This window comes from Klebsiella africana, assembly GCF_020526085.1.
In the GTDB taxonomy this organism is placed as follows: Bacteria; Pseudomonadota; Gammaproteobacteria; order Enterobacterales; family Enterobacteriaceae; genus Klebsiella; species Klebsiella africana.
This window is the reverse complement of record NZ_CP084874.1, coordinates 569,588-590,515: the sequence shown is the minus strand read 5'-3', so window position 1 is coordinate 590,515 and position 20,928 is coordinate 569,588. Positions and strand designations below refer to the sequence as shown.

Genomic DNA, 20,928 nt, shown 5'->3' with positions numbered 1-20,928 from the left:
CGCTTAGCGGTGCGAAAACTCAGCATTGGTATCGCAAGTGAATCTGCACTTTTCTTCCGACATTTCTTCCGACATGTAGGAGGACGCTCAAGCAGCTCTTCACTATCTGAAGGGCTGCTTGCCAGACTTCAATTGGGTCTACAGGATCACTCCCCCTGCTGCTCCAGGGCATACTTATACAACGCATTTTTCTTCACGCCGTGGATTTCCGCGGCCAGCGCGGCGGCTTTCTTCAGCGGCAGCTCCGCCTGCAGCAGCGCCAGAGTACGCAGCGCGGCCGCCGGCAGCGCCTCTTCCTGAGCCTTAAAACCTTCGACGATCAGCACCATCTCGCCTTTGCGACGGTTTTCGTCTTCCTTCACCCACGCCACCAGCTCGCCAATCGGCGCGCCGTGGATCGACTCCCAGGTTTTGGTCAGCTCACGGGCCAGCACCACATAGCGGGATTCTCCCAGTACCGCGCAGATATCTTCCAGACTTTCCACCAGACGGTGGGTCGACTCATAGAAGATAAGGGTGCGCGGCTCTTCTTCCAGCGCTTTCAGGGTATCGCGGCGGCCTTTCGATTTCGCCGGCAGGAAGCCTTCATAACAGAAACGGTCGGAAGGCAGGCCAGCGGCGCTCAGGGCGGTGATAGCCGCACAAGGACCCGGCAGCGGCACGACGCGGATATTGGCTTCTCGGCAGGTACGCACCAGATGATAGCCTGGGTCGTTAATCAGCGGCGTGCCCGCATCGGAGACCAGCGCGATGTTTTGCCCTTCTTTCAGTTTAGCGAGAAGTGTTTCCGCCTTTTGCTGCTCGTTATGGTCGTGAAGCGCAAATAAACGGGCGTTAATCGCAAAATGTTGCAGCAGCAAACCGGTATGACGGGTATCTTCCGCTGCAATCAAATCAACGGCTTGCAGTACTTCCAGTGCACGCTGCGTGATATCAGACAGATTTCCTATCGGAGTGGGCACAATATAGAGCTGCCCCTGAGAATTATCCGCTGATTCGTGTTGTTTCATTGTCTCGTCCGTATTGCCGATTTAATATTGAGCATTGAGCCAAAAAATATCACTGGACACTTATGGTACCGTCAACATTTCTTCGTTCTAAGCCCGCGCGCTGTCTGCCTGTATTGCTGGCGACGCTTCTTTTTGCTGGCTGCGGCACCCACACGCAGGATCAAAGTACGGCGTTCATGCAGGGTACGTCGCAGGCCAACTCCAGTTTCTACTTACAGCAGATGCAGCAAAGCACGAATGATAGCAAGACCAACTGGCAATTACTCGCCATTCGTGCACTGCTGCAGGAAGGGAAGAAGCAGCAGGCCATCGACCTGTTTAACCAGCTGCCGTCGAACCTGAACAGCACCCAGGCCCGTGAACAGTCGCTGCTGGCGGTGGAAGTGAAGCTGGCGCAAAACGATTATCAAGGCGCCCGGACTCTGCTATCTAAACTCGACCCGGCAAGCATGGAGCCGCCACAGCAGGCGCGCTACTGGCAGGCGCAAATCAATGCCAGCCAGGGCAAACCATCGCTGACCCTGCTGCGCGCATTAATTGCCCAGCAGCCGCTGCTGAGCGATGCCAAACAGCGTCAGCAAAATATCGACGCGACCTGGCAAGCATTAACCACGATGACCCAGGATCAGGCCAATGCGCTGGTGATCAACGCCGATGAAAATACGCTGCAGGGCTGGCTGGATCTACAGCGGATGTGGTTTGACAACCGCAACGATCCGACCCTGCTGAAAGCGGGCGTTAAAGACTGGCAGACGCGCTACCCGCAAAACCCAGGCGCCAAAATGCTGCCGACGGCGCTGGCGAACATGCAAAACTATAAGCCCGCGTCCACCAATAAGATTGCGCTTTTTCTGCCGCTAAACGGTCAGGCGTCGATCTTCGGCCGTACTATCCAGCAGGGTTTTGAAGCCGCCAAAAATGGCGCGCCGTCGGTCACGGGCAGCGCGGTTCCCGCCCAGGTCGCCCAGGCGGCGAATGTCTCCGGTAATGATGATGTGGTGAGTCCGTCGCAGGCAGAAATCAGCGATCTTACCGCCACCGGAAGCCGCGCTGATCCGGTGCAGGCCCCGACACAAGACCAGGCAGCGCCTGCCGCGGAACCGGCAGCCCAGGCGCCGGTAGCCTCCACCACGCCGCAGACCACCTCTTCCCCGGCCACCCAACCGGTTACCGCGCCGGCCGCACAGCCGCAGCCCGTGGTCGCCACCGCCGCCAACCCTTCTGCAGAGCTGAAGATTTACGACACCACCAGCCAACCGATAAGCCAGCTGCTCGCCCAGGCGCAGCAGGATGGCGCCACCCTGGTGGTTGGGCCGCTGCTGAAAGAAAACGTTGAAGAGGTTATCAAGAGCAACACGCCGCTCAATGTGCTGGCCCTCAACCAGCCGGAAAAAGTCGAAAGCCGCGCTAACCTCTGCTATTTCGCGCTTTCTCCGGAAGACGAAGCGCGTGACGCTGCCCGACATATCCACCAACAGGGCAAACAGACGCCGCTGCTGCTAGTTCCGCGCGGCGCGCTGGGCGATCGTGTGGTTAGCGCCTTCGCCGACGAGTGGCTGAAGCTGGGCGGCGCCAGCGTCCTGCAGCAGCGTTTTGGATCCACGGCTGAGCTGCGCGCCGGCGTGAACGGCGGCGGCGGCATTGCGCTGAGCGGCACCCCGGTCTCCACCCTGCCATCAGCGCAGAACAGCATCCTCGGCAGTGCGGATGAGATGCCGGTGAGCAGCGGCGGCAGCGTCGATGCGGCCTATATCCTCGCCACCCCGGAACAGATTGCCTATATCAAACCGATGATCGCCATGCGCAATGGGAGCCAGAGCAATGTCACCCTGTACGCCAGCTCACGCAGCGCACAGGGCACCGCAGGCCCGGATTTCCGTCTGGAGATGGAAGGCCTGCAGTATAGCGAAATCCCGATGCTGGCTGGCAGCAACCCGGCGCTGATGCAGCAGGCGCTGTCTGCGGTACGCAATGACTACTCGCTGGCGCGTCTGTATGCGATGGGCGCTGACGCCTGGTCGCTGGCAAACCACTTCACGCAAATGCGCCAAACGCCGGGCTTCGAGCTAAACGGGAATACCGGCGATCTAACGGCGACTCAGGACTGCGTGATTACCAGGAAACTGTCATGGCTCAAGTACCAGCAGGGACAAATCGTCCCGGCCAACTAAGTAAACAGACCGGCGATGCCTGGGAAAACCGGGCTCGCCGCTGGCTGGAAGGCCAGGGCCTGCGTTTTATCGCCGCCAACGCCCGCGAGCGTGGCGGCGAAATTGACCTCATCATGCGCGACGGCGCCGTCACCGTCTTTGTCGAGGTGCGCTACCGCCGCAGCGCCCGGTACGGTGACGCGGCGGCCAGCGTCACCCCGCAAAAACAACAACGCCTCCTTAAAGCCGCCCGTTTGTGGCTCTGCCGACAGAATGGGAGCTTTGAGACTGTGGATTGCCGTTTCGATGTGGTAGCCTTCACCGGAAACGACATCCAATGGCTAAAAAACGCCTTTGGCGAATAGCGTAATACCAGAAGTAAGGGATCCCGTGCTCGACAGAATCAAAGCCTGCTTTACCGAAAGCATTCAAACCCAAATTGCCGCAGCGGAAGCCCTCCCGGACGCCATCTCCCGGGCGGCGATGACGCTCGTGCAGTCCCTGCTCAACGGCAACAAAATCCTCTGTTGTGGTAATGGCACCTCCGCCGCCAACGCACAGCATTTTGCTGCCAGCATGATTAATCGTTTTGAAACGGAACGCCCTGGTTTACCTGCCATTGCACTAAATACCGATAATGTGGTCTTAACTGCCATCGCTAACGATCGCCTGCATGACGAGATCTACGCCAAGCAGGTGCGCGCCCTGGGACACACCGGCGATGTGCTGTTGGCGATCTCCACACGCGGTAACAGCCGGGATATTGTCAAAGCGGTGGAAGCCGCTGTGACCCGCGACATGACCATCGTCGCGTTAACCGGCTATGACGGCGGTGAGCTGGCTGGCCTCTTAGGTCAGCAGGATGTCGAAATCCGCATCCCCTCCCATCGCAGCGCGCGTATTCAGGAGATGCATATGCTAACCGTCAACTGTCTGTGCGATTTGATAGATAACACCCTTTTTCCACACCAGGACGATTAAGGAGAACACATGAAGGCTCTCTCGCCCCTCGCCATCCTGCTTTCAGCACTACTGCTGCAGGGCTGCGTTGCCGCCGCGGTAGTCGGCACGGCAGCTGTCGGCACCAAAGCCGCAACGGACCCGCGTACGGTGGGAACCCAGGTCGATGACAGCACCCTGGAACTGCGTGTCAATAGCGCCTTGTCGAAAGATGAACAGATTAAGAAACAGGCCCGCATCAACGTTACCGCTTATCAGGGCAAAGTCCTGCTAACCGGTCAGTCGCCGACGCCAGACCTCTCTGCCCGCGCCAAGCAAATCGCCATGGGTGTGGAAGGGACCACGGAAGTGTTTAATGAAGTGCGCCAGGGCCAGCCGATTGGTTTAGGTACCGCCTCATCTGATACCTGGATCACCACCAAGGTACGTTCGCAGCTCCTGAGCACCGATCAGGTCAAATCGTCGAACGTGAAAGTGACCACGGAAAACAGCGAAGTCTTCCTGATGGGGCTGGTGACCGATCGTGAAGGCCGGGCGGCAGCGGATATTGCCAGCCGGGTGAGCGGCGTGTCCCGGGTGACCACCGCCTTTACCTACATCAAATAAACCTGCAGTCTCCCGGCTGGCACTGCGCTTAGCCGGGCTACCGTCCCCTGTCCGTTGCGTGCCGGGTAAGGCATAGCCGCCGCCCGGCAACCAATCCGGCTATCCATACGTTTACGGCAAACTACACCAGCGCCAGCGCGCCAACGATCGCCCCGCATAATGCCACCAGCCCGCCAGTTAACCACAGCGCTTTGGCCGGGAAGGCTTTACGCAGCATAATCAGCGACGGCACGCTCACCGCAGGCAGAGTGATGAGCAGCGCCAGCGCTGGCGCTATTCCCATCCCCGCCAGCATCATTGTCTGCACAATCGGAATTTCCGCCGCGGTAGGGATCACAAACAGGCAACCGGCGATCGCCATCGCGATGACCCAGAACAACGTATTATTCACCACGCCATCGGCGTGCGGGAACAGCCAGACGCGCGCCGCCCCCAGCACCAGTACCGCAAGGATATAGACCGGGATCGTGTTCCAGAACAGCGTCCACAGCGCCCGCAACCAGCGGCTAAAGAAGCCGCCCTGAGTCGCTTCCGACTGTGCAGCAGGCACCGCTACCGGCTGCGTCGCCGCCTCTTTCACCCATTTCTGCACCAGCGTTGCGACAATCAGCACCGTCGCCAGGCCCGCCACCAGACGAATCAGCGCAAACTGCCAGCCCAGAACAAACCCCATAAACACCAGCGTCGCCGGGTTGAGCAGCGGGTTGCCCATCCAGAACGCCAGCGCCCCACCCATCGACACCTGCTGTTTGCGCATCCCGGCCGCAACCGGGGCAGCGCAACAGGTACACATCATGCCCGGCAGCGAGAAAATCGTCCCCAGCAGCGTACCCTGAAACCGTGATTGCCCAAGCGTACGCAGCAGCCAGTCGCGCGGGATCAGTACCTGAATCAACGACCCGAGCAGCACGCCGAGCACCGCCGCTTTCCAGACGGCAAGGAAGTAAACCATCGCGTAGTCCCACGCCGCCTTCAACGGGTTAGCGTCGGCCTGAACGAGAATGGATTTACCGATACTGTGGGTTTCCGCAGCGGTGAAGGCTTTCCCGTAGTAGGGCTGCCATTTGACAAACCACAGGCCAACAATGACGACGAGAAAGAAAAGTGCGGGTTTCCACCATTGAAATGGTGACGCCGCCTGAGATGAAGACTGACCAGCCATAGCATTCCCCAGCAAGAAATGTGGATATGAATTGAAGCCGTGAATACTACGCCGGAAGCCTGCGTTTGCAAACCGCTATTCAGCCTGCCGCGCGGCGCGTTCCCGAAGTTCGGATGATGTGAGAATTCGCACCCCTTCGTGGGTGGGCGACAGCGCCTCCGCCAGCAGGGCGATCGCCACATCGCGGGCCGCGATAGCTTTCCAGTTTCCTGGCAGCAGCCGGAACAGCGGTGCGAGTAAGGTCTCATTGGCCCGCTTTTTTTCCCGCTCGCCTGACAGCATAGAAGGCCTGGCAATGGTCAGCCGCGGCCAGTTCTGCTCAATCAGCGCCGCCTCCATTTCCCCCTTCACCCGATTGTAGAAAAACGGCGAGTGGGCGTTGGCGCCCATCGCGCTAACCACCAGCATATGTTGCGCCCCCAGCCGTCTGCCGGTCAGCGCGGTATCAACCACCAGCGTGTAGTCAGCATGGACAAAGGCCTCTTTGCTCCCGGCCTCCCGGCGCGTCGTTCCCAGACAGCAGAAAACGATATCCACCGGATCAACCACCTGCGCCAGGGCATCGGTCAACTGGGGATCGTGCGGATTAAAAACCCCTTCCGCCGGCGCCAGTGGGCGACGCGTCGGCGCAGCAATGGTCCTGATGCTCGGCTCATTCTGCAGCAGCCGGAGTAAGTGACCGACAACTAACCCGGTCGCGCCGGTCAATAATACCTGACTCATTGATTCTCCTTTACAGAATTCTCCGCCTTGCACTTTCGGGCTCATGTTCCAGGCTTAATACCTTACAAGGTAAGTATCCACCATCATCACGGAATTACCTCATTGACCATCCAGATAGCGGAGGCAGCATGAGTAAAAAGATAGCCGTCCTCATTACCGACGACTTTGAAGATTCTGAATTTACCTCTCCCGCCGAAGCCTTTAAGCTCGCCGGGCATCAGGTCATCACGATCGAAAAGCAGGCTGGCAAAACGGTGAAGGGCAAGCAGGGAGAAGCAGAAGTCGCCATCGACAAAGCCATCGATGACGTCACACCGGGTGAATTTGATGCTTTGCTGCTGCCCGGTGGTTACTCACCTGATCAGCTGCGCGGGGATGAACGCTTCGTCACCTTTACCCGCGATTTTGTCAACGGCGGTAAGCCGGTGTTTGCCATCTGCCACGGCCCGCAGCTGCTGATCAGCGCCGATGTGATCCGCGGACGTAAGCTCACCGCGGTGAAACCGATCGTGGTGGATGTGAAAAACGCCGGGGGCGAGTTTTACGACCAGGAGGTGGTGGTCGATAACGAACAGCTAGTCACCAGCAGAACGCCGGACGATCTGCCGGCCTTTAATCGTGAAGCGTTACGCCTGCTCGGCGCCGGTATCACGCCGCCAGTGTAGCTTTTTCCCGAACCCCAGCGTGTTGTCGGTGAACTTGATTTCGTCCGGACGAATTTCCCATACCGGTGCCGACAGCATGCGGGCCACCGGAAAGCGTCTGACGTAGCGCTGACGCATTTGCGTCTCTTCGTCGCCGGTCAGCCGACGGATCTCGCCTTTGAACTGCACGCCGCGGATCAGGGCAACGGTTTTAGGCTGGCCGTTGACCGTGCCGGCCACTTTCGCCCGCTCACCGGTCATTTGACCATGACGCGTATGCTCATCACTGAGTAGATAGAAAGCCACCGTCTCCGGGTCATAAACGTAAAAAGCATTGGCACACCACAGCTCGTCGTCGCGCGAGACGCACCAGGTGACGACGTGCTGTTTACTCAGCCAGCGACCAATGGCAGCAAGCGTATCCATTTTCTTCTCCATTATGCTATGGTGCACACACCTTACCATACCGACTTTGTGACCGTGTGCTGGTTTTTGTATCTCATTCGAACCGCGGATAATCGCCTCTATACCGGCATCACCACCGATGTGCCACGCCGCTTTCGCCAGCATCAGGCCGGGAAAGGCGCCAAGGCGTTGCGTGGCAAAGGCGACCTGCAGCTGGCCTTTAGCCAGGAAGTTGGTGAACACTCACTTGCTTTGCGACTGGAATACCGCGTTAAGCAGCTAACGAAGCGCGAAAAAGAGCGCCTCGTTGCCGGAGAGGAGGCCTTCGAAACCCTGCTGGCAAGGCTCAAAGACGATTAAAGTGATCGCTGTACTCTACCTGGCCGTGAACGCCTTCGAGAGCGTCATCCGCCAGACGGTGAACCTGGAATGCCTCCGCGCTGTCCGGCCAGCGGCAGCGTAGATCGAAGCGTGCGGCCGGCTCAAAGCCAAAGCGACGGTATAATTCCGGATCGCCCAGCGTCACGACTGCGGCATAACCAAACTCATTTAGCGAATCCAGCCCTTCATAGACCAGCTGCCGACCAATGCCCTGGCCACGGTATTGTTCATCCACCGCCAGCGGCGCCAGGCCGACCCACTGCAGCTCTTCGCCTTCCACCGCCACCGGGCTGAAGGCAACGTAGCCGATCACCTGACCTTCATCATCCGTCGCCACCACCCCCAGCGTGATCAGTCCATCTTCACGCAGATCGTGCACCAGCTGCGCTTCGGCATCGCGGCCGAAGGTACGACGCAGCAATGCGTCGATTCCCGGTGCATCAATCCCAATCTCCACTCGAATCAGCATGCCTCACCTACCGATGTCTGTTCAGGTTTCTGCGGGCTCTTCAGTCCAGCTTCGACAAAATCCGCCAGTTGCAGCAACATCACGCGCAGCGCTTTTGGCATCTGCTCGAGCTCAATGGCGTCCATCAAATTTTTTACATATAGCCCCAGCTCCGTATCGCCTTCGATCACCAGACGACGCTGGAAGAATAGCGTATCCGGATCCTGCTTGCGCGCGGCAATCATTAACAGATCGCTGGCGTCGGCGCTGAAGCTGACGTCGGCGTCGGCCTGCTGGCTGACCACCAGGCGACCATCGACTACCGAGGTATACCACAGCAGACCAATGTCACGCACATGAATACTTAACCAGCGCCCCTCAAGAAACTCCAGCTCTCCCTCTGCCAGCGCCTGACGGAACTGCCAGCTTAGCACCTGCTCCAGCACCTGGCGCTTGAGGGCAAAAGGCGCCAGCTTAACCGGCACGCTCAGTAAAGACGGGCCAAAGTGGACCAGCCGGGAACGCAGTTTATCCAACACAAGCTTTACTCCATGAATGCAATAGTTCCGCTATTGTGCCATATCACATAAACAACATAGCGGCGTAAATCAACAAAAACGCGATGACGGTCGCCAGTTATTGGCGCCGCCAATACACTTTTAACTGCCTCAAATCAAAAATTGTCACCAGAAGGTTAACTAAAATCCCTGCTCGTTAACCAATCCGCGTCCCTGACGGGCCGCATTTTTCAGGAAAAATTATGGAGCTGCTCTGCCCAGCCGGTAACCTTCCGGCGCTAAAGGCGGCCATCGAAAACGGCGCCGATGCCGTCTATATCGGGCTGAAAGATGACACCAACGCCCGCCACTTTGCCGGCCTTAATTTCACCGAAAAGAAACTGCAGGAAGCCGTCAGCTTTGTGCACCAGCACCGTCGTAAGCTGCATATCGCGATCAACACCTTTGCCCACCCGGACGGCTACGCTCGCTGGCAACGCGCGGTGGATATGGCCGCCCAGCTGGGCGCCGATGCGCTGATCCTGGCCGATATCGCCATGCTGGAGTACGCCGCGGAACGCTATCCACATATTGAGCGTCACGTTTCGGTACAGGCTTCTGCCACCAATGAAGAAGCGATTCGCTTCTATCATCGCAACTTCGACGTCGCGCGCGTTGTGCTGCCACGCGTCCTGTCTATTCACCAGGTGAAACAGTTAGCCCGCGCTACGCCGGTGCCGCTGGAAGTCTTTGCCTTCGGCAGCCTGTGCATCATGGCGGAAGGCCGCTGCTATCTCTCTTCCTACCTGACCGGCGAATCACCGAATACCGTTGGCGCCTGTTCGCCTGCCCGCTTCGTGCGCTGGCAGCAAACGCCGCAGGGGCTGGAGTCGCGCCTCAACGAAGTGCTGATCGATCGCTATCAGGATGGTGAGAACGCCGGGTATCCGACGCTGTGTAAAGGCCGCTACCTGGTCGACGGCGAGCGCTATCATGCGCTGGAAGAGCCCACCAGCCTCAACACCCTCGAGCTGTTGCCGGAGCTGATGGCCGCCAATATCGCCTCAGTGAAAATAGAAGGACGCCAGCGCAGCCCGGCATACGTTACCCAGGTGGCAAAAGTCTGGCGTCAGGCGATCGATCGCTGCAAAGCCGATCCGCAGAATTTCGTGCCGCAATCCGCATGGATGGAAACCCTTGGCTCAATGTCCGAAGGGACACAAACCACCCTTGGCGCCTACCACCGTAAATGGCAGTGAGAAACATGAAATATTCATTAGGGCCGGTGCTGTACTACTGGCCAAAAGAGACGCTGGAAGATTTTTACCAGCAGGCGGCAAACTGTAGCGCCGACACTATTTATCTCGGCGAAGCCGTGTGCAGCAAACGTCGCGCCACTAAAGTCGGTGACTGGCTCGAAATGGCACAGGCGCTGGCCGGTAGCGGCAAGCAGGTGGTGCTCTCCACCCTCGCGCTGGTGCAGGCCTCCTCTGAACTGGGCGAACTGAAGCGCTATGTCGATAACGGCGAGTTTCTGATTGAAGCCAGCGATTTGGGCGTAGTGAACCTCTGCGCCGAACGCAAGCTGCCGTTCGTCGCCGGGCATGCGCTGAACTGCTACAACGCCGTCACCCTGCGCCTGCTGCTGAAACAGGGGATGGTGCGCTGGTGCATGCCGGTGGAGCTTTCCCGCGACTGGCTGGCTAATTTACTGACCCAGTGCGAAGAGCTGGGTATTCGCAACCAGTTTGAAGTCGAAGTGCTGAGCTACGGCCATCTGCCGCTGGCTTATTCTGCACGCTGCTTTACCGCCCGCTCGGAAGATAGGCCAAAGGATGAGTGCGAGACCTGCTGCATCAAGTACCCAACCGGGCGCAGTATGCTATCGCAGGAGAACCAACAAGTCTTTGTGCTCAACGGTATCCAGACCATGAGCGGCTATGTCTACAACCTGGGCAATGAGCTGACATCCATGCACGGTCTGGTGGATATGGTGCGCCTGTCGCCGATGGGCAACGAGACCTTCGCTATGCTAGAGGCCTTCCGCGCCAACGAAAACGGCGCTGCGCCACTGGATCTCACCAGCAATAGCGATTGCAACGGCTACTGGAAACGGTTGCCGGGACTGGCGCTGCAACCCTGATAAACCGCTCACTTTGTTAACAACAGTGTTCATATTTTAATGCATTATTAAAGATGCAGCTTTTCTGGCTGGCGCGTCCAGGATGCGCCAGGCTGGAAGAAGACCTTCAATCTGATGACGATGCTGTAGCAAAGTGAGCCTTTATGACTGACAACTCTGTTCGATTCTCGGTGCTCGATCTGGCGCCGATCCCGCAAGGATCTTCTGCCAAAGAAGCCTTTACCCACTCTCTGGATCTCGCCAGGCTGGCGGAATCGCGCGGCTATCACCGCTACTGGCTGGCGGAGCACCATAATATGGTCGGCATTGCCAGCGCGGCGACTTCGGTGCTGATAGGCTATCTCGCCGCCAATACTACCACCCTGCATCTCGGGTCCGGCGGCGTAATGCTACCCAACCACTCTCCGCTGGTGATCGCTGAGCAGTTCGGCACCCTGAACACCCTTTATCCCGGGCGGATCGATCTCGGCCTTGGCCGCGCGCCAGGTAGCGATCAGCCGACCATGCGCGCCCTGCGCCGCCATATGAGCGGCGATGTCGATAACTTCCCACGCGACGTGGCGGAGCTGGTGGACTGGTTTGACGCCCGCGATCCGAACCCGCACGTGCGTCCGGTTCCCGGCTATGGCGAACGAATTCCAGTGTGGCTGCTGGGCTCAAGCCTGTACAGCGCCCAGCTGGCGGCACAGCTCGGCCTGCCGTTTGCTTTCGCCTCGCATTTCGCGCCGGATATGCTGTTCCAGGCCCTGCATTTGTATCGCAGCAATTTCAAACCTTCGGCGCGGCTGGAAAAACCGTACGCCATGGTATGCATCAATATCATCGCCGCCGATAGTAATCGCGATGCGGAGTTTCTTTTCACCTCCATGCAGCAGGCGTTTGTGAAGCTGCGTCGCGGAGAAACCGGACAACTGCCGCCGCCGGTGGAAAATATGCATCAGCTGTGGTCAGCATCTGAGCAGTACGGCGTGCAGCAGGCGTTAAGCATGTCGCTGGTCGGCGATAAGGCTAAGGTTCGTCATGGTTTAGAGTCGATTCTGCGCGAAACCGAGGCGGACGAAATCATGGTCAACGGCCAGATCTTCGACCACCAGGCGCGACTGCATTCGTTTGATTTGGCGATGCAGGTGAAAGAGGAATTGTTGGGGTAACACAAACGTCAGCCCGGTGGACGTCGCGCCACCGGGCAATAGCTTTACTGATAAACCGGCAGCAGATTAACGCTCGACAGGATGTGTACAACCGCGTTGCCGAGACCGAACAGCAGGATCAGCACAATCATCGGCGTTCCGCCCCACACGCGGAACTGTGGGCTGCCGAAGCGTTTACGCGAGGCGCGAGCCAGCAGCGCCGGCACAATCGCCGCCCAGATCGTCGCCGCCAGGCCGGCATAGCCGATGGCGTAAAGGAAACCATCGGGTTTTACCAGTCCGCCAATCATCGGCGGGATAAAGGTCAACAGCGCGGTTTTAAAGCGCCCCATCGCGCTATCGTCAAAGCCAAACAGATCCGCCAGGTAGTCGAACAGCCCCAGCGTGACGCCGAGAAACGAACTGGCGACGGCAAAGTTAGAGAACACCACCAGCAGCAGATCCAGGCTACGACTGTTCAGCACGCCGCTCAGCGCCTGCACCAGCACATCAATATTGCCGCCCTTCTGCGCGATGTCGATAAACTGCGGACGCGGAATGTTACCCATCGTCACCAGCAGCCATACCACGTACAGACCCAGCGCCAGCAGCGTACCGTAGGTTAAGCAGCGAATGATGGTCCGCGGATCTTTTCCGTAGTATTTCATCAGGCTCGGCACGTTACCGTGATAGCCAAACGAGGCCAGGCAGAACGGCAGCGTCATCAGCAGGTATGGCGCATAGGAGGCATTCTTCTCCGCGACGTTAGACAGCGTCGTCGGTTCGACGTGTCCCAGCAGGCTGCCGAAGGTCAGGAAGAAGGTGATGACCTTGGCACCGAGCACGATAGCTGTCATGCGGCTAACCGCTTTGGTGCTCATCCAGACAATAAACGCCACCAGCAGTGCAAAGCCGAAGCCCGCCGCGCGCGCCGGTACGTTCAGCGACATTTCACTGAAGGTGTGGTGCAGGATCGAACCGCTCGCCGAAATATAGGCATAGGTCAGGATATACAGTACAAAGGCGATCGACACGCCGTTCACCAGGTTCCAGCCCTTGCCGAGCAGGTCTTTGGTAATGGTGTCGAAGCTGGAGCCGATGCGGTAGTTAAGATTGGCCTCGAGGATCATCAGACCGGAGTGCAGCATGCAGAACCAGGTGAAGACCAGCGCCGCCAGCGACCAGAAAAACCACGCGCCGGACATCACCACCGGCAGCGAGAACATGCCCGCGCCGATAATCGTGCCGCCGATAATCACCACGCCGCCAAACAAGGACGGACGGGTTGCCGTAGTGGTTAGTGTCGCCATTTACCGAATTCTCCAGTCAAAAATACTTCGCTCACGGTGAGCATGACGCACTGTACCAGTACACGAGTACAAAGGAAATAAAAAAAGCCCCAATCATGACGATCGGGGCTGTATTATTTAGTTTACGCTAGCGGGCGGCGTTAATTACGCATCGCCACCGAAGCGACGGCGACCGGCAGAGTCATCGCGGCGCGGCGCGGATGCATCGTCACGACGCGGCGCACGGCCTTCACGACGTTCGCCGCTGAAACGACGACCATCACCACGACCGCCTTCACGACGCTCACCACCGAAGCCACGACCGCCTTCACGACGCTCACCGCCGCCACGACGTTCAGTGCGCGGCTGCGCATCGCCCAGCAGCTGCATGTTCATCGGCTTGTTCAGGATACGGGTACGAGTAAAGTGCTGCAGCACTTCGCCCGGCATCCCTTTCGGCAGTTCGATGGTGGAGTGAGAAGCGAACAGCTTGATGTTACCGATGTAACGGCTGCTGATATCGCCTTCGTTAGCGATCGCGCCAACGATATGACGCACTTCAACGCCGTCATCGCGCCCCACTTCAATGCGATACAGTTCCATATCGCCTACGTCACGACGCTCACGCTTCGGACGATCTTCGCGATCGCCGCGCGGAGCGCGATCGTTACGGTCGCCACGACGCTCGAAGCGATCGTCGCGGTCACGGAACTCACGCTTAGGACGCATCGGTGCATCCGGCGGAACGATCAGCGAACGTTCACCCTGAGCCATCTTCAGCAGCGCAGCAGCCAGCGTTTCCACGTCCAGCTCTTCGCCTTCCGCCGTCGGCTGGATTTTCGCCAGCAGTGCACGGTACTGATCCAGATCGCTGCTTTCCAGCTGCTGTTGAACTTTCGCGGCGAATTTTTCCAGGCGACGCTTGCTCAGCAGCTCTGCGTTCGGCAGTTCTACCTCAGGAATGGTCAGCTTCATAGTGCGTTCGATGTTGCGCAGCAGACGACGCTCGCGGTTCTCAACGAACAGCAGCGCGCGGCCAGCACGACCCGCACGACCGGTACGGCCGATACGGTGAACATAGGATTCTGAATCCATTGGGATGTCGTAGTTCACCACCAGGCTGATACGCTCAACGTCCAGACCGCGGGCTGCAACGTCAGTCGCAATCAGGATATCCAGACGACCATCTTTCAGACGCTCCAGGGTCTGCTCACGCAGCGCCTGGTTCATGTCGCCGTTCAGCGCCGCGCTGTTGTAGCCGTTACGCTCCAGCGCTTCAGCCACTTCCAGGGTCGCGTTTTTGGTACGGACGAAGATAATCGCCGCATCAAAATCTTCCGCTTCCAGGAAACGCACCAGCGCTTCATTTTTACGCATGCCGTAGGCAGTCCAGTAGCTCTGGCTGATGTCCGGGCGAGTCGTCACGCTGGACTGAATGCGCACTTCCTGCGGCTCTTTCATAAAGCGGCGGGTAATGCGACGGATCGCTTCCGGCATGGTGGCGGAGAACAGCGCGGTCTGATGCCCTTCCGGGATCTGCGCCATAATGGTTTCTACGTCTTCGATAAAGCCCATGCGCAGCATTTCATCTGCTTCATCCAGTACCAGACCGCTCAGTTTGGAGAGGTCCAGGGTGCCGCGTTTCAGGTGGTCCAGCAGACGACCCGGGGTACCGACGACGATCTGCGGACCCTGACGCAGGGCGCGCAGCTGCACGTCATAACGCTGGCCGCCGTACAGGGCAACCACGTTCACGCCGCGCATATGTTTAGAGAATTCCGTCATTGCTTCAGCAACCTGTACCGCCAGCTCGCGGGTCGGCGCCAGCACCAGAATCTGCGGTGCTCTCAGCTCAGGATCAATGTTGTTCAACAGCGGTAAAGAGAACGCTGCGGTTTTACCGCTACCCGTCTGGGCCATACCCAGAACGTCGCGGCCGTCCAGCAGATGCGGAATGCACTCAGCCTGGATCGGAGATGGTTTTTCGTAACCCAGATCGGTGAGCGCTTCAAGGATAGGAGCCTTCAGGCCCAGATCTGCAAAAGTGGTTTCGAATTCAGCCATGTAGTACGTGTGCCTCAAAATTAATGGCGGCCAGTCTACATAACTCATCGTGAAAATTTACGGTAATTTTCATTGAAAAGTGTGAACCGGCTCAAAGTAGGTGTATTAACGAACAACAACGCCCTCACCCGCGAAGGTGATGGCAAGCAAAAAACTATGGGCTGATGTGTTCGTCAGCTATTGCTGGTCCGATTCTGCCAGGTCATCTTGCTCCTGGCCCAAGAGCGATAATTCCAACAATGCGTATCGGTGCTCAACGTAGTTGTGTACGTTGTTGGCGACCGCCAGTTTGAACAGTGCCGTAGCGCTGTCCTTGTCCCCCAGACTTAGGTAGTACTTACCTAAATAGAAGTTGGTTTCACTGAGATGCTCAGCGAGCGAGGTGTTATCCGTTGCGTCTGCCTTCAGACGAGTCATCAGCTCTTTTTCGCTAATGTCGCCAAGGTAGAACTCGACAATGTTCCATCCCCATTGCTCTTTATCCGACTTGTTTAAGCGCTCTCTGAGTGCTTCAAGCGCCCGCTTCTCGTCGAGTTTACGCTCGGCGATATAAAGCCACAGGCTACGGAAAGGATCATTGGGATCGTCTTGATAAAACGCCAGCAGATCATCTTGCGCTAACTTAGCCCGGCCGCCGTAATACAGGGCGATACCGCGGTTCAAGTGCGCGTAGTTGTAAGTTGGATCAAGCTCAAGTACAGAATCAAACGCTTCATAGGCAGCATCAAAATTGCCTGCCTGCGTTAAGTAAATGCCTAAGTAATTGAATACTTCAGGCATATCGGGTCGGATTGCCAGCGCTTGTGAAAAATCATTTCGCGCTAATGCCCTCAGACCGAGACTATCATACAACACTCCGCGCTCATATAAAAGCTGTGCGCGTTCGTCATCGGATAAAGCCCGACTGGCAAGAATTTGTTCCATACGTGCCAGAATCACTTCTTGCTGTAAAGTCGGTTGCAATGGTACTGCGAGGACGGCGTCCTTACGCCAGGCGGTGCTACTGCATCCTGCCAGCGTGAGAGCTGTCGCCACGAAACACCAGCGCAAAAAAGGCTTCATTTCCCACTCCCGAAGACAACGATTGGATGAACGTCCTGTTCCCCGGCTGCAAACGAGGCGTCCTGCCCGTAAAACGCCCTCCGCAAAAGCGGAGGGCTAACGGCAACCTTACTCGCCCTGCTCGGCGGCCGGAGCTTCCGGCGCTGCGGCAGACGGAGTCTGTTCAGTTGCTTCTTTAATGCTCAGACGGACACGGCCCTGACGGTCAACTTCCAGAACCTTAACCGGTACTTCCTGACCCATCTGCAGATAGTCAGTCACTTTCTCAACGCGCTTGTCAGCGATCTGCGAGATGTGAACCAGACCTTCTTTACCGCCGCCGATGGCAACGAACGCGCCAAAGTCAACGATACGGGTCACTTTACCATTGTAGATACGGCCAACTTCGATCTCAGCGGTGATCTCTTCGATACGACGGATAGCATGCTGTGCTTTGTCGCCGTCGGTCGCGGCGATCTTCACGGTACCGTCATCTTCGATTTCGATGGTGGTGCCGGTTTCTTCGGTCAGGGCACGGATAACAGAACCGCCTTTACCGATAACGTCTTTGATCTTGTCCGGGTTGATCTTGATGGTGTGGATACGCGGTGCGAATTCAGAGATGTCACCGCGCGGCGCGTTAATCGCCTGCTCCATCACGCCCAGGATGTGCAGACGCGCACCTTTAGCCTGGTTCAATGCAACCTGCATGATTTCTTTGGTGATACCTTCAATTTTGATATCCATCTGCAGCGCAGAGATACCGTCGCGGGAACCCGCTACTTTGAAGTCCATATCGCCAAGGTGGTCTTCGTCACCGAGGATGTCAGACAGCACGACGAAGTTGTCACCTTCTTTCACCAGGCCCATGGCGATACCTGCCACAGCGGCTTTCACCGGCACACCAGCGTCCATCAGCGCCAGAGAGGCACCGCAGACGGAAGCCATGGAAGAAGAACCGTTAGATTCGGTGATTTCAGATACCACGCGAACGGTGTACGGGAATTCTTCAATAGTCGGCATAACGGCCAGAACGCCACGCTTAGCCAGACGACCGTGACCGATTTCACGACGCTTCGGAGACCCCACCATGCCAGTTTCGCCTACGGAGTACGGAGGGAAGTTGTAGTGGAACAGGAAGGAGTCGGTACGCTCGCCCATCAGTTCGTCGATGTTCTGCGCATCGCGTGCGGTACCCAGCGTCGCGGTAACCAGCGCCTGCGTTTCGCCACGGGTGAACAGTGCGGAACCGTGAGTACGCGGCAGAACGCCGGTACGAACGTCCAGACCACGGATCATATCTTTTTCACGGCCATCAATACGCGGCTCGCCGGCCAGTACGCGGCTACGAACCACGTTTTTCTCGATAGCGTGCAGGATTTCACCCAGCTCGTTAGCGTCCAGGGTTTCATCTTCAGCAACCAGCGTGGCGATGGTTTCAGATTTGATCACGTCAACCTGAGCGTAACGCTCTTGTTTGTCGGTGATACGGTAAGCATCGCTCAGGCGGGATTCTGCCAGCGCAGCCACGCGCGCGTTCAGCGCTTCATTGACCGCTTCCGGCTGCCAGTCCCAACGCGGTTTACCGGCTTCTTTCACCAGGTCGTTGATGTTCTGAATAACAATCTGCTGCTGCTCGTGGCCAAAGACCACCGCGCCCAGCATCTGGTCTTCGCTCAGCAGTTCCGCTTCGGATTCCACCATCAGCACGGCCGCTTCGGTACCAGCAACCACCAGGTCCAGTTTGCTGGACTTCAGCTCTTCCTGGGTTGGGTTCAGTACGTACTGGTCGTTGATGTAACCCACGCGCGCAGCGCCGATTGGGCCATTGAACGGAATACCAGACAGCGACAGCGCAGCGGAAGCACCGATCATCGCGACGATATCCGGGTTAACCTGCGGGTTAACGGAAACGACGGTGGCGATAACCTGAACTTCGTTAACGAAGCCTTCCGGGAACAGCGGGCGAACCGGGCGGTCAATCAGACGCGCGATCAGGGTTTCGCCTTCGCTTGGACGGCCTTCACGACGGAAGAAACCACCCGGGATTTTACCGGCAGCGTAGGTACGCTCCTGGTAGTTAACGGTCAGCGGGAAAAAGTCCTGGCCTGGCTTCGCTTTTTTCTGGCCCACAACGGTCACGAATACCGCAGTGTCATCCATGCTAACCATCACAGCGGCCGTTGCCTGGCGCGCCATCATGCCGGTTTCCAGGGTCACGGTGTGCTGGCCGTACTGGAATTTACGAACGATCGGATTAAGCAAAATTCTATCCTTTTTATCTATAAATCACGCCATATCCACGACATAGCGTCTATTGACCCGATCTTCTGCATCCTCGCGACTAATGACAACCTTTACCCGCCCCTGCGGATGAAGCCTCTCATTAGCCGCGCGAACCTCTGCATGAAGATCATTACTAGCAACAATACATGAGTTTTGAATGAATTGCTGCCGCCCGGTCGAAAAAAGGGGCCATCAGGCCCCTTTTTCTGAAACTCGCAGAATTAGCGACGCAGACCCAGACGCTCGATCAGCGCAGAGTAACGTGCAACATCTTTACGTTTCAGGTAGTCGAGCAGTTTACGACGCTGAGAAACCATGCGCAGCAGACCACGACGGCTGTGGTGATCTTTTTTGTGCTCTGCAAAGTGGCCCTGCAGGTGGTTGATCTGTGCAGTCAGCAGTGCAACCTGAACTTCGGTAGAACCGCTGTCGTTTTCGCCACGACCAAACTCAGAAACGATTTTTGCTTTAGCTTCAACGCTTAGAGACATTTTAGAACTCCAAATATTAAAAGAAAGAAAGGGTGCCGATCTCTAATTCAGCGACCCCTGATGCAACGCCCGAAAATGTTAAAACACGTTAGCGGACGTTAAGCGGCGATATTCTACTCGTAGCAGGCTTTTATCGCAAGAAAAGCGCTTACGCCGGGTATTCCACCACCAGACGACGCGGCGCCACGCGGCCTTCATCGTCAATTTCGCCCATGCCGAGAAACTTGCCGGACTCGCTCTCCATCACCCGCACCAGGCCGTTAAGCGGCGCGCCTGACTGACGTACCGGGTTACCGTTCTTAAAGTAGACTGCGGAAGTTTCCGGAATCGTCACCAGCGGGTAATCTGAAGCCGGGCTGTCCATCGGCATCAGCAGCGGATCGAGCAGCTGTGCGGCAGGAATATCCTGCGCCGCAGCCTGATCGACCAGCGCCTGCAGTTGCTCGAGGGTCACCATCCGCTCAACCGGGTATTTACTCACCGCCAGGCGGCGCAGAAAAATCACGTGCGCGCCGCAGCCAAGCTTCTCACCTAAATCATCGATAATCGTCCGGATGTAGGTGCCTTTCGAGCAGTGGATCTCCAGCTCAAGCTCATCGCCTTCGTGGCGGATAAACAGCAGCTCATAGACGGTTATCGGCCGGGCTTCCCGCGGGACCTCAATGCCCTGACGAGCGTACTCGTACAGCTTCTTGCCCTGATACTTCAGCGCCGAGTACATCGACGGCACCTGCTGCGTCTCTCCGCGGAAGCTGTCCAGTGCCGCCGCTAGCTGTTCATCGCTAAAGGTTAGCGGACGCTCTTCCACCACCTGGCCATCGGCATCGGAGGTATCGGTGCGCTGGCCCAGTTTGGCGATAACGCGGTAGCGCTTATCGGAGTCCAGCAGATACTGGGAAAATTTCGTCGCTTCGCCAAGGCAGATCGGCAGCATACCGGTCGCCAGCGGATCCAGCGCGCCGGTATGCCCGGCGCGGTTGGCGTTATAAATACGCTTTACTTTCTGCAGCACATCGTTGCTGGAGGCACCCTGAGGCTTATCCAGCAACAATACGCCGTGCACGTCGCGACCGCGACGACGAGGACGACTCATCAGTCCTCCTTGCTGTCGTCCGGGTTCACACGACGCTCATCGTCGTGTTTCACCACGCTGGTGACCAGGTTGGACATACGCATCCCTTCCACCAGTGAGTTGTCGTAGAAGAAAGTCAGTTCCGGCACGATGCGCAGGCGCATCGCTTTGCCCAGCAGGGAGCGGATAAAACCAGACGCTTCCTGCAGCGCTTTGATGCCCGCTTTTACCGCGGCTTCATCTTTGTCGTTCAGGAAGGTGACATAGACCTTGGCATAGGCCAGGTCACGGGACATTTCTACGCCGGAAACGGTGGTCATCATACCCAGACGCGGATCTTTGATTTCACGCTGCAGGATGATGGCAATCTCTTTTTGCATCTCCTGGGCCACGCGCTGCGGGCGACCAAATTCTTTCGCCATAATA

The 20,928-nt window shown here is 57.5% G+C and carries 23 protein-coding genes; 9 read left to right on the top strand and 14 right to left on the bottom strand.

Annotated elements, in window-relative coordinates; genetic code table 11:
• Nucleotides 1-146: 146 nt before the first annotated feature.
• The gene (gene rsmI, locus LGL98_RS02875; protein WP_136031121.1) at nt 147-1,010 is read right to left on the bottom strand and encodes a 16S rRNA (cytidine(1402)-2'-O)-methyltransferase; all 864 of its coding nucleotides are present in this window, start codon (nt 1,008-1,010) and stop codon (nt 147-149) included.
• 62 nt (nt 1,011-1,072) lie between these two features.
• Between rsmI and LGL98_RS02870 the strand changes: the two genes are divergently transcribed.
• Genes LGL98_RS02870 through dolP form a run of 4 tightly spaced genes read left to right on the top strand, consistent with a single transcriptional unit; the run spans nt 1,073 to nt 4,726 of the window.
• Complete coding sequence (locus LGL98_RS02870) at nt 1,073-3,181, top strand: penicillin-binding protein activator (RefSeq protein WP_136031119.1); 2,109 nt, start codon at nt 1,073-1,075, stop codon at nt 3,179-3,181.
• Nucleotides 3,139-3,525, top strand: a complete 387-nt coding sequence (locus LGL98_RS02865) for a YraN family protein (RefSeq protein WP_136031118.1) — start codon at nt 3,139-3,141, stop codon at nt 3,523-3,525. The genes LGL98_RS02870 and LGL98_RS02865 overlap by 43 nt, the downstream gene beginning before the upstream one ends.
• A gap of 25 nt (nt 3,526-3,550) precedes the next feature.
• On the top strand, nt 3,551-4,141 hold the full coding sequence (diaA, locus tag LGL98_RS02860; RefSeq protein ID WP_136031116.1) for a DnaA initiator-associating protein DiaA: 591 nt from the start codon (nt 3,551-3,553) through the stop codon (nt 4,139-4,141).
• Between the two features lie 9 nt (nt 4,142-4,150).
• On the top strand, nt 4,151-4,726 hold the full coding sequence (gene dolP / locus LGL98_RS02855; RefSeq protein ID WP_002918214.1) for a division/outer membrane stress-associated lipid-binding lipoprotein: 576 nt from the start codon (nt 4,151-4,153) through the stop codon (nt 4,724-4,726).
• A 121-nt stretch (nt 4,727-4,847) separates the two neighbouring features.
• Here the strand turns inward: dolP and LGL98_RS02850 are convergent, their stop codons facing one another.
• Together LGL98_RS02850 and LGL98_RS02845 are read right to left on the bottom strand one after the other, a co-directional pair.
• Nucleotides 4,848-5,888, bottom strand: coding sequence for a permease (locus LGL98_RS02850; protein WP_136031114.1), 1,041 nt, complete (start codon nt 5,886-5,888; stop codon nt 4,848-4,850).
• Nucleotides 5,889-5,963: 75 nt separating this feature from the next.
• Complete coding sequence (locus LGL98_RS02845) at nt 5,964-6,611, bottom strand: NAD(P)H-binding protein (protein WP_136031112.1); 648 nt, start codon at nt 6,609-6,611, stop codon at nt 5,964-5,966.
• 128 nt (nt 6,612-6,739) lie between these two features.
• On the opposite strand from LGL98_RS02845, the gene LGL98_RS02840 reads away from it, so the two are divergent.
• On the top strand, nt 6,740-7,276 hold the full coding sequence (locus tag LGL98_RS02840; RefSeq protein WP_060611599.1) for a type 1 glutamine amidotransferase domain-containing protein: 537 nt from the start codon (nt 6,740-6,742) through the stop codon (nt 7,274-7,276).
• Here the strand turns inward: LGL98_RS02840 and LGL98_RS02835 are convergent.
• Complete coding sequence (locus LGL98_RS02835; protein ID WP_136031110.1) at nt 7,238-7,681, bottom strand: YhbP family protein; 444 nt, start codon at nt 7,679-7,681, stop codon at nt 7,238-7,240. The genes LGL98_RS02840 and LGL98_RS02835 overlap by 39 nt on opposite strands.
• Before the next feature lie 48 nt (nt 7,682-7,729).
• On the opposite strand from LGL98_RS02835, the gene LGL98_RS02830 reads away from it, so the two are divergent.
• Nucleotides 7,730-8,020, top strand: coding sequence for a GIY-YIG nuclease family protein (locus LGL98_RS02830; protein ID WP_168435277.1), 291 nt, complete (start codon nt 7,730-7,732; stop codon nt 8,018-8,020).
• Here LGL98_RS02830 and LGL98_RS02825 read toward each other — a convergent pair.
• Nucleotides 8,007-8,510, bottom strand: coding sequence for a GNAT family N-acetyltransferase (locus tag LGL98_RS02825; protein ID WP_136031108.1), 504 nt, complete (start codon nt 8,508-8,510; stop codon nt 8,007-8,009). The two genes, LGL98_RS02830 and LGL98_RS02825, sit on opposite strands and share 14 nt — an antisense overlap.
• A complete protein-coding gene (ubiT, locus tag LGL98_RS02820; protein WP_008806622.1) occupies nt 8,504-9,028 on the bottom strand; it encodes a ubiquinone anaerobic biosynthesis accessory factor UbiT in 525 nt (174 codons plus the stop codon). Before ubiT ends, LGL98_RS02825 begins: the two co-directional genes overlap by 7 nt.
• Before the next feature lie 221 nt (nt 9,029-9,249).
• Between ubiT and ubiU the strand changes: the two genes are divergently transcribed.
• The 3 genes from ubiU (at nt 9,250) to LGL98_RS02805 (ending at nt 12,280) form a co-directional block, all read left to right on the top strand.
• On the top strand, nt 9,250-10,245 hold the full coding sequence (gene ubiU, locus LGL98_RS02815; RefSeq protein ID WP_004206164.1) for a ubiquinone anaerobic biosynthesis protein UbiU: 996 nt from the start codon (nt 9,250-9,252) through the stop codon (nt 10,243-10,245).
• 5 nt (nt 10,246-10,250) lie between these two features.
• On the top strand, nt 10,251-11,129 hold the full coding sequence (locus tag LGL98_RS02810) for a U32 family peptidase (protein ID WP_136031106.1): 879 nt from the start codon (nt 10,251-10,253) through the stop codon (nt 11,127-11,129).
• A gap of 143 nt (nt 11,130-11,272) precedes the next feature.
• The gene (locus LGL98_RS02805; RefSeq protein ID WP_136031103.1) at nt 11,273-12,280 is read left to right on the top strand and encodes a luciferase-like monooxygenase; all 1,008 of its coding nucleotides are present in this window, start codon (nt 11,273-11,275) and stop codon (nt 12,278-12,280) included.
• 44 nt (nt 12,281-12,324) lie between these two features.
• Here LGL98_RS02805 and mtr read toward each other — a convergent pair whose 3' ends face one another.
• The 8 genes from mtr to rbfA all read right to left on the bottom strand — a co-directional run bounded on the left by mtr (nt 12,325) and on the right by rbfA (nt 20,924).
• Nucleotides 12,325-13,569 carry a tryptophan permease gene (gene mtr, locus LGL98_RS02800; protein WP_136031101.1) on the bottom strand — a complete coding sequence of 415 codons (1,245 nt, stop codon included), beginning with the start codon at nt 13,567-13,569 and terminating at the stop codon, nt 12,325-12,327.
• Between the two features lie 144 nt (nt 13,570-13,713).
• Complete coding sequence (gene deaD / locus LGL98_RS02795; protein WP_136031099.1) at nt 13,714-15,612, bottom strand: ATP-dependent RNA helicase DeaD; 1,899 nt, start codon at nt 15,610-15,612, stop codon at nt 13,714-13,716.
• Nucleotides 15,605-15,685 (bottom strand): protein YrbN, encoded by an 81-nt coding sequence (gene yrbN / locus LGL98_RS02790; protein ID WP_085903200.1) that lies wholly within the window; start codon nt 15,683-15,685, stop codon nt 15,605-15,607. Before yrbN ends, deaD begins: the two co-directional genes overlap by 8 nt.
• Before the next feature lie 104 nt (nt 15,686-15,789).
• Nucleotides 15,790-16,674 (bottom strand): lipoprotein NlpI, encoded by an 885-nt coding sequence (gene nlpI / locus LGL98_RS02785; RefSeq protein WP_002918241.1) that lies wholly within the window; start codon nt 16,672-16,674, stop codon nt 15,790-15,792.
• 108 nt (nt 16,675-16,782) lie between these two features.
• Nucleotides 16,783-18,918: a polyribonucleotide nucleotidyltransferase gene (pnp, locus tag LGL98_RS02780; RefSeq protein ID WP_004150944.1), complete on the bottom strand. Its 2,136-nt coding sequence runs from the start codon at nt 18,916-18,918 to the stop codon at nt 16,783-16,785.
• Between the two features lie 242 nt (nt 18,919-19,160).
• Nucleotides 19,161-19,430, bottom strand: coding sequence for a 30S ribosomal protein S15 (rpsO, locus tag LGL98_RS02775; protein ID WP_002918244.1), 270 nt, complete (start codon nt 19,428-19,430; stop codon nt 19,161-19,163).
• Nucleotides 19,431-19,578: 148 nt separating this feature from the next.
• Entirely contained in the window at nt 19,579-20,523 is a 945-nt protein-coding gene (truB, locus tag LGL98_RS02770; protein ID WP_023291116.1) for a tRNA pseudouridine(55) synthase TruB, read from the bottom strand.
• Nucleotides 20,523-20,924 (bottom strand): 30S ribosome-binding factor RbfA, encoded by a 402-nt coding sequence (rbfA, locus tag LGL98_RS02765; protein ID WP_002918248.1) that lies wholly within the window; start codon nt 20,922-20,924, stop codon nt 20,523-20,525. Before rbfA ends, truB begins: the two co-directional genes overlap by 1 nt.
• Nucleotides 20,925-20,928 lie beyond the last annotated feature (4 nt).